This is a genomic window from Pseudodonghicola xiamenensis DSM 18339, assembly GCF_000429365.1.
Taxonomy (GTDB): domain Bacteria; phylum Pseudomonadota; class Alphaproteobacteria; order Rhodobacterales; family Rhodobacteraceae; genus Pseudodonghicola; species Pseudodonghicola xiamenensis.
In genome coordinates this window covers 1-14,639 of sequence record NZ_AUBS01000037.1, presented here as the reverse complement: position 1 = coordinate 14,639, position 14,639 = coordinate 1, and the positions used below count along the sequence as shown (strand labels likewise).

Here is a 14,639-nt window from a genome sequence, read left to right as displayed (position 1 = left end):
TCGTACAAGTGCACTTTTGTTGAGACTGGAAGTAGCACTGCAAATTTTCTGGAGTTTTTGTGACATCACTGCGCCCCAACCTCGTGAAGCGAATTGAACGTCTTCCCAAGCCGACAAATGTTGCGGGTGCAATGCAGCCGCTCTTTGAGGCTGTTAGCAACGCAATTCACTCGACACAGGGGCGCTACGGGGACCGCGTGTCGAGCGCTGGCAAGGTTGTCGTCACCGTTAATACCAATAGGAACAAGGATGATGTTTGGGCGGCAGTCGAGGACAATGGGGTGGGCCTCGACGACAACAACTGGGAGGCATTTACAACCACAGATACCGATAACAAGATCCAGATAGGTGGCAAGGGTGTCGGCAGGCTCATGTGGCTAGACTGTTTTGAGGAGATAGCGGTCCACTCTGTTTTTAGAACCGAAGGCGGTAGTCTTCAGAGGCGGCGGTTCAGGTTTAAACTCGCGCTAGAAGACCAGATTCAAGATCTTGAAGAAGACGCCGCAGCAGATGCGGTCGACAGCTTCTTCCATGTTCGGTTTTCTGGGCTACGCGACAATGGTTACAGAGCGAAGTTTCCGGGGCGAGACAGCTTTGTATTCCAACATCTGACCTCACACTTCCTGCCAACATTCATTGGAGGCCGGAGCCCTCAAGTTAGCGTTCATGTCGGTGACGAGACACGCGAGTATCCAACCGCGATATCCGACATCGTCCACAGGCAGCAGAAAGCGAATGCGATAGAAACTGAGAGCTACGGAAATCTGAACCTCACTTTAATGGAGTGCGACAAAGTCGCAAGTGCTGACCTCAAAGGCAGGCATTTCGTTCATTTTATTGCCCATGATCGGACGGTCCACTCCCAGTGCATCGACGGAAAACTGGGATTGGGCTATTTCGGCGGTGAAAATGATCGAGTATTCCACGCCATTGTCACGGGTGCGTTCCTAGATAACAACGTCAACCAAGAGCGGACCGCTTTCGTTTTTGAAGATGCCGTAATTGAGCGGATCATCAACGACGTCTGCTCCGACAAAATTGAAACATTTCTTGCCGAGCCACTCGCATTGCTGAAAGGGGAGCAGCGCGGGACCATTGAGACTATAACCGCGACATATCCTTCTGTCGCGTTCGGCAACGTAGAAGAGTTGCAAGAGCGCGTGCCCTCCGGCGAACTGAAGGCTGACGCAATTTATGGCCACCTCTCTCGTGAGCGTTTCCGGCGCGATGAGAGACAAGCTGAGAAGATTCGGGGCGTCTTGGGCAGACTCAAAGAGGGCGCAGCTGACATCAACACGTTCAGTTCAGCAATTGCCGATGCGAGTGCAGCTATCGAAGATGCAGAACAGAGAAGCCTTGCCGAATACATCGTTCGCCGCAAGGTCGTACTCGACTTCATTGAAATTCTGCTTGAAAAGGTTCGCGACGATACGCGCGACAGCTCATACCAACGGGAAGACATACTGCACTCGTTCATCTGCCCGCTTCGTGTAAAGACTATTGATGGAGGTGACAGTAAGGTAGAACCTGCTGCGTCGCATGACCTGTGGATAATCGACGAAAGACTCACCTTCGCCCAATACTTCAGCTCTGATGTCGAGTTCAGGAAATTGTCGGAAGCCGTCGAAAGCGATGAGCGACCGGATGTCCTGATCTTCGACTATGTTCACGGCCTGCGGCAGACAGATGAGCCGTCAAAAGTCCTGCTCGTTGAATTCAAGCGCCCGGGACGTACAAGCTACGCAGACGAAGAGAATCCACAATTTCAGGTTGAACGCTATGTCAAACGGCTTCAAAGTGGCGGGCTTTCAGACGTTCGCGGGCGTCCAATCACACTCGATCAGAACACAATATTCTATTGCTATATCGTTGCTGACATTGTCGGTAAAATGGATACGTGGACGTTTTCTTGGCAGAGAACAGCAGATGGCCGAGGAAGAATTTATCGGCCAAATAACGGGTTCCATGGCTCAATTGAGTTGGTGGGTTGGGACCAGCTCATTGGAGACGCCAGAGCGCGAAACCAAGCCTTCTTCGACCGTGCTGGCATTTCTGGGAACAGCTTCTTTGCACCATAGGCAGCACCAACGACACCGCGCTTGATGTGTGGTGCGCCTGTTCCGTCTGATATCCACAACTCGAAACGAGCTGCTCATCGCTTTTCATCTCAACCGAATTCTCATGTTTCACCGCAAAGACGGAGCGCGCTTCGATAATTGAGGTCTGCGCGCGCCCCGCCTTTTCTATGCTGTTCGGCGTTGCACGTCTCTGTAACTGGCGCTGCTTCCTACTGAGGATGGGTGCTGCTGCTATTTGGAATATGCACTCCGTAATAGAAAGATGGATATGGGCCACGAAGAGATACCCCCGAAGCCGACCTACATGGCCGACGGCACGACCCGCACGGAAGCCATCGGCAAGCAGGTGATCCACTTCAGGAAGGCGTCCGCCAAGACGCTCGCCGATGCCGGCCAGAAGACCGGTGCCGTGTTCCAAGCCCTGCGCTACATGGGCAAGGATCGCATCGACGATCGCGTCATCGCCATGCTCGCAACGGCACTGGATGGCAATGACCGGAACCTGCTCGCAAAGCAGAGCAAGCATGTGCCCGCCTATATGCATACCGTTGTACAACAGATCGTCATTTATGCCTGAAGGTCGCCCTATCAGATGCGCCGTTGCTGTGCAGCCTGACTACGCTTCGTGCCGCCGTTGCGCGGCTCATCGCGCCAATGATACCTATACAGTTCTTCACGCAACGCAAAGATACGGACACAGATCATAGCCTTGCCAATGCGGTAGGGAAATGATATGTTTTCAGATCAATGGAGATTATATGAATCGCAAAGGTATCGTTCGTGCCCGAAACAACCTCTCTTCACATGATCGGCGCGCAGCTTCGCCGGGCACGGTTGGCCGCCGGTTTGACCCAGGAACAGGTCGCCGAGTTGGCCGGCATCTCCCGCCCGCGTTACCGCGACATCGAGACGGGCACCGCCGCCGCGCGCGCCACCACGCTGATGAATGTCGCACGCGCGCTCGGGCTCGAGATGATGTTGATCCCGCAATTCCTGGTGCCCGCGGTCGACACCCTACTCAGCCCCGAGGCTGGGGAGGATGCCCCGGCATTCGCACCGCAGCCGGAGCCGGAGCCTGACGATGAGCGCTGAACCAACCGCCGCCAGCGTTCAGGCGCTCGACATTTTCCTGAACCGGCACAAGATCGGCACCATCGTCCTAACCCCGGGCGATTTCAACGCTTTCAGTTTCGATCCTGCTTATCGCGCGACGGGTGGATACCCCATCCTCAGTCTGTCCTTCCGAGCGGCGAATGGCGGGCTGCGGAAGGATCCGCGGCCGATCGCGGGCTCTTTACCGGCCTTCTTCGCCAACCTGCTTCCCGAGGACAAGCTGCGCGACGCGATGGAAAAGCACCACGCCGGGCGTGTCCGACCCGGCAATGACTTCGACCTGCTCGCAGCGCTCGGGGCCGATCTACCCGGCGCTGTGCGCGCCCTGCTCGGCGACGGCCCTGCCCTAGCCCCAGCGAAGACTACCCAGACGGCGCCGAAAGCTCGCTTCTCGCTGGCCGGCGTCCAGATGAAGCTCTCAGTGATGAAGAACACTGGCAAAGGTGGCGGGCTGACCGTGCCGCTCGGCGACGGCGACGGAGAATACATCGCCAAGTTCCCCTCCACGGCTTTTCCGGCGGTGTCGGAGAACGAATTTGCCAACCTCGCACTGGCCGAAGCCATCGGCATGGAGGTGCCCGAGCGCGAGCTGGTCACTCGTGACCAGTTCGACGGCATCCCAGCGGAATTCGAGACCATGACCGAGGGGCGGGTCTTGCTGCTGCGCCGCTTCGATCGCGGGCCGGGCGGCCAGCGCATCCATATCGAGGATTTCGCCCAGGTGTTCGGCATTCCTCCCGCGCGCAAATACGAAGGCGCAGCTTATCACGACATCGCATCAGCGCTCAGCATAGCCATTTCTCCGTTGGCCGCGCTGGAATTCGTCCGGCGTCTCGCGCTCTCGGTGATCATGGGCAACGGCGACATGCATCTGAAGAACTGGTCGCTGATCTACCCCGGGGACGGCAACACCCCTGCCCTCGCGCCCGTCTACGACCTGCTCTCGACCATCCCCTATCTTCCTGCGGACGACCTGGCCCTGTCGCTCGGTGGCGAGCGCGCCTTCAAAGCACTGACCTCGGCGCGCTGGAGGACTTTCGCCAACCGCGCCAAGCTCCCCGAACCCGCCGTTTTGAAAGCGGTTGCCGAAACTGTTCAGGCGGTCGATGCACATTGGTGGGATCTGCCCGAACGCGCCGTCGTACCCGGCGCGGTCCTGGAGCGCATCGACGCCCATGTTCGGACGATGACGGCCATTCTGGTCGGGTGACCGGACGACCGAGGTCGGGAATTCCGGACCAGCCCCAGTTGTGGATCATGGAGCGGCAAGCCGTATCGGCAGTGACGATCGGTCCAGCCTAATGGCCGGGCGGACACTCCATTCAGACGAAACTCATTCAGCCTGCGCAGGTTGCATGAAGATCGAGGTTACGGCGGCTGAATCGCGACGTATCGCGCGAATGAGAAGGAAACAAAGCACGAAAACTCGTGTGCAAATACTGCACACAGAACTCATCAAGCACCTGATTTGAAATATAAATCCGTCCAATCCATCATGGGTGCAATGGAGAGACGAGAGGCCAATGATAAATATTTTTCTTTATTTTCATACATTTATCGCCACCTATCACTCGTCTTTTCCGCTTATTCTGTACCCAGTAGAATTTCCCTATGTCAAATCAGGAAAACACCACAGGCTCAATCAGCATACGCAAATGAAACCTGAGGCACAGTGGCCCCCTGCACAGTTGCGTATGGTGTGAGACGGCGCTCCCTATCATGCGCCAGAGACATTTGACAGATGCCCGGCCGTGTTCCATTGGATAAAGCTTCCCGTTAAGGGCGACGCCACGCCATCCTTGCAAACCAATCCTGACGGGCGCCAGTGCCAGCCAAATCAGGGGCTGAACAAAGTCCGAAGCATAGCTCACACATATGTGCGTTGCTGAATATCGACCTCACGGATCATTGTGAACATCGCTTCGAGAAACGCCGCCTCCGCTTCAGAGAGCTTCCGGCGCGGATTGTTGACCAGATAAATGTCGATCATGGGCAGATCGTCATAGGGCGGCAATTGCCGTAAAAGCGCCGCAGAGACATCCTGTTTGACGACATGAAGCGGCAATGCCCCGATGCCGATATTGGTCATGACCATCCGGCGCAGTTCCAAGAGGTTCGAGGTCATCCCCCGCCAGTTGGTCGCCATTTTGGCCCGGAGCCGCAACAGTGTCACAGGCTCCAGCGCGCCGCTTTCGGTTTCGGTCTGAAACGAGACGGAGGGTTCGCCTTCGAGATCCGAGAGCGCAATCGAGTCGCGATCGAACAGGCGGTGTCGTGGACCGCAGAACAGGCCGAAGATTTCCCGACACAGGACCGTCGCTTTCAAACCTGATGGAATTTTGTGCAAAAGGCACAGCCCCAAAGAGGCCCGGTTCTGCGTGATCCGGCTGACCACCTCCTCGCTTTCGGCGACCGTGAGCGAGAAACTCACTTTCGGATGGGCCTCCGAGAAGCGGTACAACACCTCATCGAAATGCTCCGAAATCACATGGGACGTGGTGACGATCGTGATATGACCGCGCATTTCCGAACCGCCTTCATCGAGCAGGGAAGGCAGTTGCGACACCGCGCCAAAGATCGAGGAACACTCGGTGTAAAGCCTCTGTCCAGCGCGTGTAACCTTGAATTCATTCGGTTTTCTAATGATCAACTGGTGCCCTGTCGTTTCCTCCAACCGTTTCAGCGCCGAGGAGATCGTCGGCTGTTTCAGCCCCAGAAAATCGGCCGCACGGGAAATCCCGCGTTGCTCGACCACAACCATGAAGGTGCGCAGCAAATTCCAGTCGAGGTTCCAGGGAAATCTTTGCTCATAGGGGCGCATCATTGATCATTTCTATGTTGAGAATTTGTATTATTTATTTGCCCAATGATATAACGCATGCAAGTTTTTTCCGTGAGCCGGTGAATTCGCCCTGAAAAACATCCGGGGAAACATCTGGCGGAAACCAAAAAAGCATCGCCCTGACGACGATGCAGATCGACAGGAGAGATCGACATGACCCTTCGCAGAACCGTCCTCAAAACCACCCTTGCCGCCGGAGCTCTGGCGCTGAGTGGCTTCACCTTCGTGGCCCCCGCCGCCGCCGATGAACTTGATACCCTCAAGGAAAAAGGCGTGATGCGAATTGCCATGTCCGGCGCCTACCCGCCGTTCAACTTCGTGAACGACCAGAACGAGGTCGTGGGCTTCGACCCGGCCATCGGCGCGGAAATCGCCAAGCGCATGGGGCTTGAGGTCGAGATCATCACCACCGCATGGGACGGCATCATCGGCGGGCTTCTGACCAACAAATACGATGCCATCGTCGGCTCCATGTCGATCACGGCGGAGCGTGAAGAAGTCGTGGATTTCGTTGGTCCTTACTACCGCAGCCGTCGTGCGGTTTTCGTCAAGGAAGACTCTGATCTGAAAAGCGCGGCACAGCTGGACGATGCCAAACTGGGCGTCACCCTGGGTGAAACCCATGAGCAATGGGCTCGCGAAAAAGGCTACACGGTGCGCACCTACAAAGGCCTGCCCGAGCTGCTCATGGAACTAGAAAACGGCCGGGTCGACGCGATTGCAAACGATTACATCGCCGCCTATCTCGCCACCAAGGCCAAGGGGTATAACTTCGTGCCTCTCGAAGATCTTGAAGTCGAACCCTCGGGCCACGGTATCGCCATTCGCAAGGGCAATCCCGAGCTCAAGGCTGCGATGCAGGCTGCGCTCGAAGAGATCATGGCCGATGGCACCTATGACAAAATCAGCGACAAGTGGATCGGTTTCGACATCCGTTGATCTCCGTCCTCCCCGGCCTGCCATGCGAACGGCAGGCCCCCCTTCCCTTGCAAGAGAGATGATCTGACACTCATGGATATAGATCTCATCCTCAGGGTGTATCCCCATTTTCTGAAAGCCGCCTTGGTCACTGTCGAACTTTCGGTGCTGACCGTGTTGCTTGGGCTTGTCTGCGGCGCAGCGGCGGCGGCGGCGCGGTTGTCACGCTTTGCCATTCTGCGCTTCATCGGCGCGGCCTATGTGAGCTTGATGCGTGGCATTCCTGCGCTGATTTTTCTGTTTCTGCTGTATTTCGGCGGGCCCCAAATCGGCATCCAACTGACCGCTTTCCAAGCCGGTGTGATCGGCCTCGGCATCAACATCGGCGCCTATATGACCGAAACCATGCGCGGTGCGATCATCTCCGTCGATCACGGTCAGGCCGAAGCCGCCCGCACGCTTGGGCTGTCGCAGTTTCAATCCTTTCGCAAGGTGATCCTGCCGCAGGCCATGCGCCTGATGATCCGCCCGCTTGGCGTCAATATCAACGCCCAGATCAAAGGCACTGCACTGGTCGCCGCGATCTCGGTCGTGGAGCTGACCTATACGGCGCAGCGCTACATCGGCTCGACCTACAAGCCGTTCGAGATGTTCTTTCTCGCGGGCATTCTCTACCTGATCATCATCACCGTGACCGGCAAGATGATCAGCTTCCTCGACCGTCGCGTGCGCCTACCATGATGTTGTTTTTCCTCAATCTTATCTTGAAAGGCGCGTCCCATGGGTCTTGATTTCTCCGTCGTCCCCTCCTACGCGGATGCGCTTTTCCTGGGCGTCCTCTGGACCATCGCCATCACCATCGTCTCAGCCCTTCTGAGCTTTTTCGGTGGTATCCTTTTCGCCGTCATAGCACTGTACGGGCCGTGGATGATCCGCCTGCCGTTCCGGTTTTTCGCCTGGCTCTTCATGGGCACGCCGCTTCTGTTGCAGCTCTTCCTGATCTATTTCGGACTTGTCGAGCTGGGCATCGACCTTCCGGCCTTCGTCGCCGGTGTGATCGGGCTGGGGCTGCATTTCGCGGTCTACAATTCCGAACTGATCCAGACCGCGATCCTCGCCGTCGACAAGGGGCAGATGGAGGCCGCACGCACGCTGGGCCTGTCACGCACTCAGGCGCTGATCCGCGTGGTGATCCCCCAGGCCGTGCGCGACGTGATCCCGCCCATCGGCAACAACATGATCGCGCTTCTCAAAGACTCCGCGCTGGTCTCCGTCATCGGCGTCTCTGAACTGACGCTCTCGGCCCAGCTCGCCATCGGGCGCACCTATCGCCCCTTCGAGTTCTACGCCGCCGCCGCCGTGCTTTACTATATCATCAACCTTGGGATGGAAGCGGTGCTTCGCCGGATCGAACGGCGCACCCAGCTCTCCCGGTAAGGATCAGACATGACAGAGAAAACGCCCTTCGTCGACATCCGTCACGCCCAGAAAGCCTATGGCGATCTTGAAGTGCTCAAGGACATCAACCTGACCGTTTCGAAAGGCGAAATCGTGGCCATAATCGGTCCCTCGGGATCGGGCAAATCCACGCTGCTGCGCGCGATCAACGATCTCGATCCGCTCAGCTCGGGCGAGGTTCTTCTCGAGGGCGTACAGGTCAACAAGACCCTGCCACACAGACAATATGAAAAGCATATCAATGAGATGCGGCAACATATTGGCATGGTGTTTCAACATTTCAATCTCTTCCCGCATCTCACGGTGCGCGAAAACGTCACCATGGCACCGAAGCTTTTGAAAGGCCTGTCGAATGCCGAGGCCGATCAGCTCGCCGAAGAGCAACTCGCCCATGTCGGCATGTCCGAACGCATCGACTATTACCCCTCGCAGTTGTCGGGCGGCCAGAAACAGCGTGTCGCCATCGCCCGTGCGCTGGCGATGAAACCGAAGCTGATGCTGTTCGACGAAGCGACCTCCGCGCTCGACCCGGAACTGGTCGAAGAGGTCAACCTCGTGATGAAAAAGCTCGCCGAAGAGCACATGACCATGATCATCGTCACCCATGAAATGGATTTTGCCGCCTCCGTCTGCGACCGGGTGATCTTCATGGACGGCGGTGTGGTGGTCGAAGAAGGCCCGCCCTCCGTGGTGTTCCAAAATCCGACGCAGGAGCGGACGAAAAACTTCCTGCGCAAACATCTCGCTCAATATGCTGAAAGCTCAAAATGACCACCGCGCCGTCCCATCTGTTCTACCAGTCCCGCCAGCCCCGTCCTTTTCTGGACCGTGGCGAGGGGATCTACCTTTTTGACGAAAGCGGCAAACGCTACATAGACGGCTCTTCGGGCGCGATGGTGTCGAACATCGGCCATTCGAACCCGACCGTTCTGGCCAAGATGAAAGTGCAGATGGACAAGGCCACCTTTGGCTATCGTCTGCATTTCAGCACGCATCCTTCTGAGGACCTCGCCGCCAAACTTGCAGGGCTGATGCCCGAGGGGCTGGACCGGATCTTCTTTGTCTCGGGCGGCTCCGAGGCGGTGGAAACTGCGGAAAAACTCGCCCGCCAATATGCCGTCACGCAAGGTCAGGAGAGCCGCTGGAAAGTGATCTCCCGCACCCCTGCCTATCACGGCGGTACGCTCGGCGCGCTGGCTCTGACGGGCGGCAAGCTATTCGCCGGACCTTTCGCGCCGATGTTTCAGGACATGCCGCATGTCAAAGCGCCACAGACCTATCTCGACCGTGACAACCTGACGGACGAAGAACGCGGCATCAAATATGCTGAAATGCTGCGCGAGCGGATCGAGGCGGAAGGTCCCGAGACCGTTCTGGCCTTTATCATGGAGCCCGTCGGCGGAGCCTCCACCGGCGCGCTTGTGGCACCCGACAGCTATTACAAACGCATCCGCGAGATTTGCGATGAATATGGCGTGTTCCTGATCTATGATGAGGTGATGACCGGCGCCGGGCGCACCGGCAAATTTCTCGCCTGCGAACATTGGGGGATCACCCCCGATATCATCGCCATGTCCAAGGGGCTTGGTGCGGGCTATGCGCCTCTGGGCGCGGTCGCGGCGCGGTCCGATATGGTCGAGGCGCTCCTGGATGCGGGCGGCTTCCTGCACGGGTTCACCTATGCCGGCAATCCGCTGTCCTGTTCAGCCGGTCTCGCCGTGCTCGAAGAGATGGAAGACCATGACATCATCGGCAATTGCGCCCGGATGGGCGAGGTACTGATGTCCCGGCTCGAAGGCCTAATGGAGCGCTATCCGTTCATCGGCCATGTCCGCGGAAAAGGGCTTTTGACCGCCTTTGAGATGGTCTCGGACCGCGAGACCATGGCGCCCCTGCCGAAAGAGATGAACGCCTATTCCGAACTTGTGGAACTCGCCTATGAGCGTGGCCTCATCATCTATTCGCGCCGCACCCGTGGCGGGGTCGAGGGCGATCACTTCCTCATCTGCCCGCCGCTCATCGTCACCGAACCGCAGATCGGTGAAATCATGGCGATCCTGACCGACGCGCTCGACACATTCGCGGCCAATCACGATCTTCCCGTGATGGAAAGCGCAGGTGCGGTATGAGCCTTCCGGACAAGACCACCACGATGGAAGAGGCCGTCGCCGCGATCCCCGACGGGGCCGTGGTCATGCTCGGCGGTTTCGGTGTGCCCGGCACGCCCTTTACCCTGATCCATGAGCTGGTGCGGCAAGGCAAACGCGATCTGACCGTGATCAAGAACGACGCCAACGAGGCGGGCATGGGGGTCGATCATCTGATCGTCGCCGGCCTGATGCGCAAACTCATCGTCACCCATCTGGGTCTCAACGCCAACGCCATCGCTGCGATGAACGAGGGCCGGATCAAGGTCGAACTCTGCGCCCAGGGCATTCTCGCCGAACGCATCCGCGCGGGCGGCGCAGGGCTTCAGGCAATCCTGACCGACATCGGGCTTGAAACCGAACTGGCGGAGGGCAAGCAGGTGATCGAGATGGCCGGCAAACGGCTTTTGGTCGAACCGGCGATCCGCGCCGATGTGGCGCTCATTCATGCAGATTGTGCAGATCCTTTCGGCAATCTCACCTATCTGGCCACCGCGCGCAATTTCAACCCGCCGATGGCCATGGCGGCCGAACGCGTGATCGTTGAGACCGAACGGCTTGTGCCGCTGGGCGGTATCTCGCCCGATGCGGTCGAAACCCCCGGCGTGTTTGTCGATCACATTTGTCCTCTCACCCAGATCAGCGAGGAATACGGCGTTGTCAGACGGTAATTTCAGCGAAAACGTTCAAGATCCGCGCGCCCGCATGGTGGCCCGCGCCGCACGCGAAATAGCCCCTGGCATGGTAGTGAACCTCGGCATCGGCCTGCCGACCAAGGTGATCGACCATCTGCCCGAAGGCTTCCCGGTCTGCCTCCACACCGAAAACGGCATGGCGGGGATCGGCCCGACGCTGCCTTACGAGGCCGCCGACCGCAACCTGATCGACGCCGGCGGGGCCTATGTCTCTCCCCTGCCCGGCACCTCCTATTTCGACAGCGCGGTGAGCTTCGCTCTCGTGCGCTCCGGGCGGCTCGACCTGACCATGCTGGGCGCCTTCGAAGTGGCGGAGAGCGGCGATCTGGCGAACTGGAAAATCCCCGGCAAGTTTTCCCCCGGCGCGGGTGGCGCGATCGAGCTGGCGCAAAAGGCCCGGCGCGTCGTGGTGCTGACCACCCACACAGACCGTAAGGGCAATCCGAAGCTCCTGCGCCAATGCACCCTGCCGCTGACCGCCAGGGGCCATGTCGCACGCATCTTCACCGATATGGCTGTGGTCGACGTGACCCCGCGCGGCTTCGCGCTTGTGGAACTGGCCTCGGGCACCACGGCCAAGGAGGTCCAGGAGGCCACCGGCGCAACGCTGCATCTCCCCGCAGGCGACATTCCCACCTTCTGAGGCAAGACAATGGATCAAGAGCTTTCCACCCGCATCCTTTCTGCGGTCGATGACCTGTTCGACCGTGAAATCGACTTCCTCACCGAACTGACCTCCCACCCCTCGACCCGTGGGCAGGAACAAAGCGCACAGGCCTTCATGGCAAACGCCCTCACCGAGCGTGGCATGGAGGTCGATCAATGGCAGATCGATGTCCGTGAAATTTGCAACCTGCCGGGGTTTTCGCCGGTGATCGGCGACTATGAAGACGCGCAGAATGTCGTCGGCACGCACCGTCCGCGCACCACCAAAGGCCGCTCGCTGATCCTCAACGGTCATATCGATGTGGTGCCCACCGGCCCGCTGGATATGTGGGACGCCCCGCCATTTGAGCCGCATGTCAAGGACGGCTGGCTTTACGGACGCGGTGCGGGGGACATGAAGGCGGGATTGGCCTCCAACCTCTTCGCACTCGACGCCCTGCGCCATCTCGGGCTGGCCCCTGCGGCCCAAGTGCATTTCCAATCCGTCGTCGAAGAGGAATGCACTGGTAACGGTGCGCTCGCCTGTCTCGCACGGGGTTACAAGGCCGATGCGGCGCTAATCCCCGAGCCTTTCGAGGAGAAACTCGTCACTGCCCAGATCGGCGTGATCTGGTTTCAGGTGCATCTCAAGGGCCTGCCGACCCATGTCGCCTATGCCGGTCAGGGCGCCAATGCCATCGAGGCGGCGATCCCGCTCATCGCGGCGCTGCATGAGATGGAGCACCGCTGGAACGCCCCCGACAAACGCCACCCGGATTTCGCCCACCACGCGCATGCGCTCAATCTCAATGTCGGCAAGATCCAGGGCGGCGACTGGACCAGTTCCGTGCCCGCCTGGTCGGTTCTGGACCTGCGCATGGCGATCTTCCCCGGTCAGGACATCGCGGCCGCCAAGGCCGAGATCGAACAGGTGATCCGGGACACCGCACGCGGCAATGCTTTCCTGAAAAACGCTTTGCCAGAAGTGGTTTACCACGGCTTTCTCGCCGAAGGCTACGCCCTCTCGGAAGACACATCCAAGACGGCCAAGGATGTCATCGGCGCACTGGACCGCGCGCATCTGAGCGTGACAGGCAAACCGCTGGAACGCACCGCAATCACCGCCACCACCGACACCCGGTTTTTCGGCCTCTATGCCGACACGCCCGCCATCGTCTACGGCCCCCGCGCCGAGGCGATCCATGGCTTTAACGAGCGCGTCGAACTGGACAGCATCCGCCGCATCACCAAATCCACCGCCCTGTTCATCGCCGACTGGTGCGGCGTCGAAACCCTCTGAGGAGTATCAACATGACCCTGCGTGAGGCCGTCATCGTCTCCACCGCCCGCACCCCCATCGGCAAAGCCTATCGCGGTGCGTTCAACAACCTCGAAGGCCCCGCCATGGCCGCCCATGCCGTGCGCGCCGCCGTATCCCGCGCCGGTCTGACGGGCGGCGAAATCGAAGAGGCCGTGTTTGGCTCTGCGCTGACCCAAGGCTCCACCGGCGTCAACGTAGCCCGCCATATCGCGCTGGCGGCGGGCCTGCCCGACACGGTCGCGGGCGTGACGCTTGATCGGCAATGTGCCTCCGGTCTCAACGCCATTGCAACGGCGGCCCATATGGTCATGGCCGAGGGTGTCGATGTGGCTTTGGCCGGCGGGCTGGACAACATCTCTCTGGTGCAGAACAGCCATTGGAACGGCTATCGCTACAAATCGCCGGGCGTGCCGGACAGCTATTACATGTCGATGATCGAAACCGCCGAAGTGGTCGCGGAACGTTACGGCGTCACTCGCGACGCACAGGATGCCTATGCGCTTGAAAGCCAACAGCGCACCGCGCGCGCGCAGGACGCCGGGCTGTTTGCCGATGAAATCGTGCCGGTTGAAGCCGTCAAGATTGTCACCGACAAGGCCACGGGTGACAGCCATCAAGAGACCGTGACCCTCACCAAGGATGAATGCAACCGCCCCTCGACGACGCTCGAAGGTCTGGCGGGTCTGAAACCCGTCTTGGGCGCTGACAAATGCGTCACGGCGGGCAACGCGAGCCAGCTCTCCGACGGGGCCTCTGCCTGTGTCGTGATGTCTGCGCAGGAAGCGTCAAAACGTGGCCTGACGCCCCTTGGCGCCTTCCGCGGTTTTGCCGTCGCCGGTGTCGCGCCGGAGGAAATGGGCATCGGCCCGGTCTATGCCATCCCGCGTCTTCTGGAACGCGCGGGTCTGGGCATGGACGACATCGACCTTTGGGAGATCAACGAGGCCTTTGCCGCCCAGCTCATCTATTGCCGTGACCGTCTCGGCATTCCCGACGAGAAACTCAACGTCAATGGCGGCGCGATCTCCATCGGCCATCCCTACGGCATGTCGGGCGCGCGGATGGCCGGGCACATCCTGCTCGAAGGCAAACGGCGTGGTGCACGCTATGGCGTTGTCTCCATGTGCATCGGCGGCGGCCAGGGCGCGGCGGGGCTGTTCGAGATCTTCTGAACTGCGCCCATAAGGCGTATAAAGCACGGCTTGTGATCCGCTCCGTCACAGGACACTCTGCACCTCTCTATTCCAGAGCATCCGGCTCCGAGCCGGTGAAACAGCAGGAACCGTCATGTCGGGTTCAGAAGATCCCAAGGCCTATTGGAAAGAGGTGTGAACAGGCATGGAAAACTGCCCCCGTAGCGGGGTGATCGGCGTCCCCAAACGCTCCCCTTAGATTGATGGTCATCATGCTCCCGGGAACAAC

The 14,639-nt window shown here is 59.1% G+C and carries 14 protein-coding genes; 13 read left to right on the top strand and 1 reads right to left on the bottom strand.

What is annotated here, in order from left to right; translation table 11 throughout:
- Window positions 1-59 precede the first annotated feature (59 nt).
- The 4 genes from G455_RS24700 to G455_RS0119055 all read left to right on the top strand — a co-directional run bounded on the left by G455_RS24700 (window position 60) and on the right by G455_RS0119055 (window position 4,401).
- On the top strand, window positions 60-2,078 hold the full coding sequence (locus G455_RS24700) for an ATP-binding protein (RefSeq protein ID WP_189658414.1): 2,019 nt from the start codon (window positions 60-62) through the stop codon (window positions 2,076-2,078).
- A 268-nt stretch (window positions 2,079-2,346) separates the two neighbouring features.
- Window positions 2,347-2,655 (top strand): DUF6088 family protein, encoded by a 309-nt coding sequence (locus tag G455_RS0119065; protein WP_028095153.1) that lies wholly within the window; start codon window positions 2,347-2,349, stop codon window positions 2,653-2,655.
- A gap of 203 nt (window positions 2,656-2,858) precedes the next feature.
- Window positions 2,859-3,170 (top strand): helix-turn-helix domain-containing protein, encoded by a 312-nt coding sequence (locus tag G455_RS0119060; RefSeq protein WP_028095152.1) that lies wholly within the window; start codon window positions 2,859-2,861, stop codon window positions 3,168-3,170.
- Window positions 3,160-4,401 carry a type II toxin-antitoxin system HipA family toxin gene (locus G455_RS0119055; RefSeq protein WP_028095151.1) on the top strand — a complete coding sequence of 414 codons (1,242 nt, stop codon included), beginning with the start codon at window positions 3,160-3,162 and terminating at the stop codon, window positions 4,399-4,401. The genes G455_RS0119060 and G455_RS0119055 overlap by 11 nt, the downstream gene beginning before the upstream one ends.
- Window positions 4,402-5,058: 657 nt before the next feature.
- Here the strand turns inward: G455_RS0119055 and G455_RS0119050 are convergent.
- Window positions 5,059-6,012 (bottom strand): LysR family transcriptional regulator, encoded by a 954-nt coding sequence (locus tag G455_RS0119050; RefSeq protein ID WP_035367042.1) that lies wholly within the window; start codon window positions 6,010-6,012, stop codon window positions 5,059-5,061.
- Between the two features lie 174 nt (window positions 6,013-6,186).
- Between G455_RS0119050 and G455_RS0119045 the strand changes: the two genes are divergently transcribed.
- The 9 genes from G455_RS0119045 (at window position 6,187) to G455_RS0119005 (ending at window position 14,389) form a co-directional block, all read left to right on the top strand.
- Window positions 6,187-6,972: a transporter substrate-binding domain-containing protein gene (locus tag G455_RS0119045; RefSeq protein WP_028095149.1), complete on the top strand. Its 786-nt coding sequence runs from the start codon at window positions 6,187-6,189 to the stop codon at window positions 6,970-6,972.
- Window positions 6,973-7,044: 72 nt separating this feature from the next.
- Window positions 7,045-7,692 (top strand): amino acid ABC transporter permease, encoded by a 648-nt coding sequence (locus G455_RS0119040; RefSeq protein WP_028095148.1) that lies wholly within the window; start codon window positions 7,045-7,047, stop codon window positions 7,690-7,692.
- A gap of 39 nt (window positions 7,693-7,731) precedes the next feature.
- The gene (locus G455_RS0119035; protein ID WP_028095147.1) at window positions 7,732-8,388 is read left to right on the top strand and encodes an amino acid ABC transporter permease; all 657 of its coding nucleotides are present in this window, start codon (window positions 7,732-7,734) and stop codon (window positions 8,386-8,388) included.
- Window positions 8,389-8,397: 9 nt separating this feature from the next.
- Entirely contained in the window at window positions 8,398-9,180 is a 783-nt protein-coding gene (locus G455_RS0119030; protein WP_028095146.1) for an amino acid ABC transporter ATP-binding protein, read from the top strand.
- Window positions 9,177-10,538 (top strand): aminotransferase family protein, encoded by a 1,362-nt coding sequence (locus tag G455_RS0119025; protein ID WP_028095145.1) that lies wholly within the window; start codon window positions 9,177-9,179, stop codon window positions 10,536-10,538. The genes G455_RS0119030 and G455_RS0119025 overlap by 4 nt, the downstream gene beginning before the upstream one ends.
- Complete coding sequence (locus tag G455_RS0119020; RefSeq protein ID WP_028095144.1) at window positions 10,535-11,227, top strand: CoA transferase subunit A; 693 nt, start codon at window positions 10,535-10,537, stop codon at window positions 11,225-11,227. Before G455_RS0119025 ends, G455_RS0119020 begins: the two co-directional genes overlap by 4 nt.
- Before the next feature lie 34 nt (window positions 11,228-11,261).
- Window positions 11,262-11,894: a 3-oxoacid CoA-transferase subunit B gene (locus tag G455_RS0119015; protein ID WP_028095143.1), complete on the top strand. Its 633-nt coding sequence runs from the start codon at window positions 11,262-11,264 to the stop codon at window positions 11,892-11,894.
- Window positions 11,895-11,903: 9 nt separating this feature from the next.
- Window positions 11,904-13,196 (top strand): ArgE/DapE family deacylase, encoded by a 1,293-nt coding sequence (locus G455_RS0119010; protein ID WP_028095142.1) that lies wholly within the window; start codon window positions 11,904-11,906, stop codon window positions 13,194-13,196.
- A gap of 17 nt (window positions 13,197-13,213) precedes the next feature.
- Entirely contained in the window at window positions 13,214-14,389 is a 1,176-nt protein-coding gene (locus G455_RS0119005; RefSeq protein ID WP_028095141.1) for a thiolase family protein, read from the top strand.
- Window positions 14,390-14,639 lie beyond the last annotated feature (250 nt).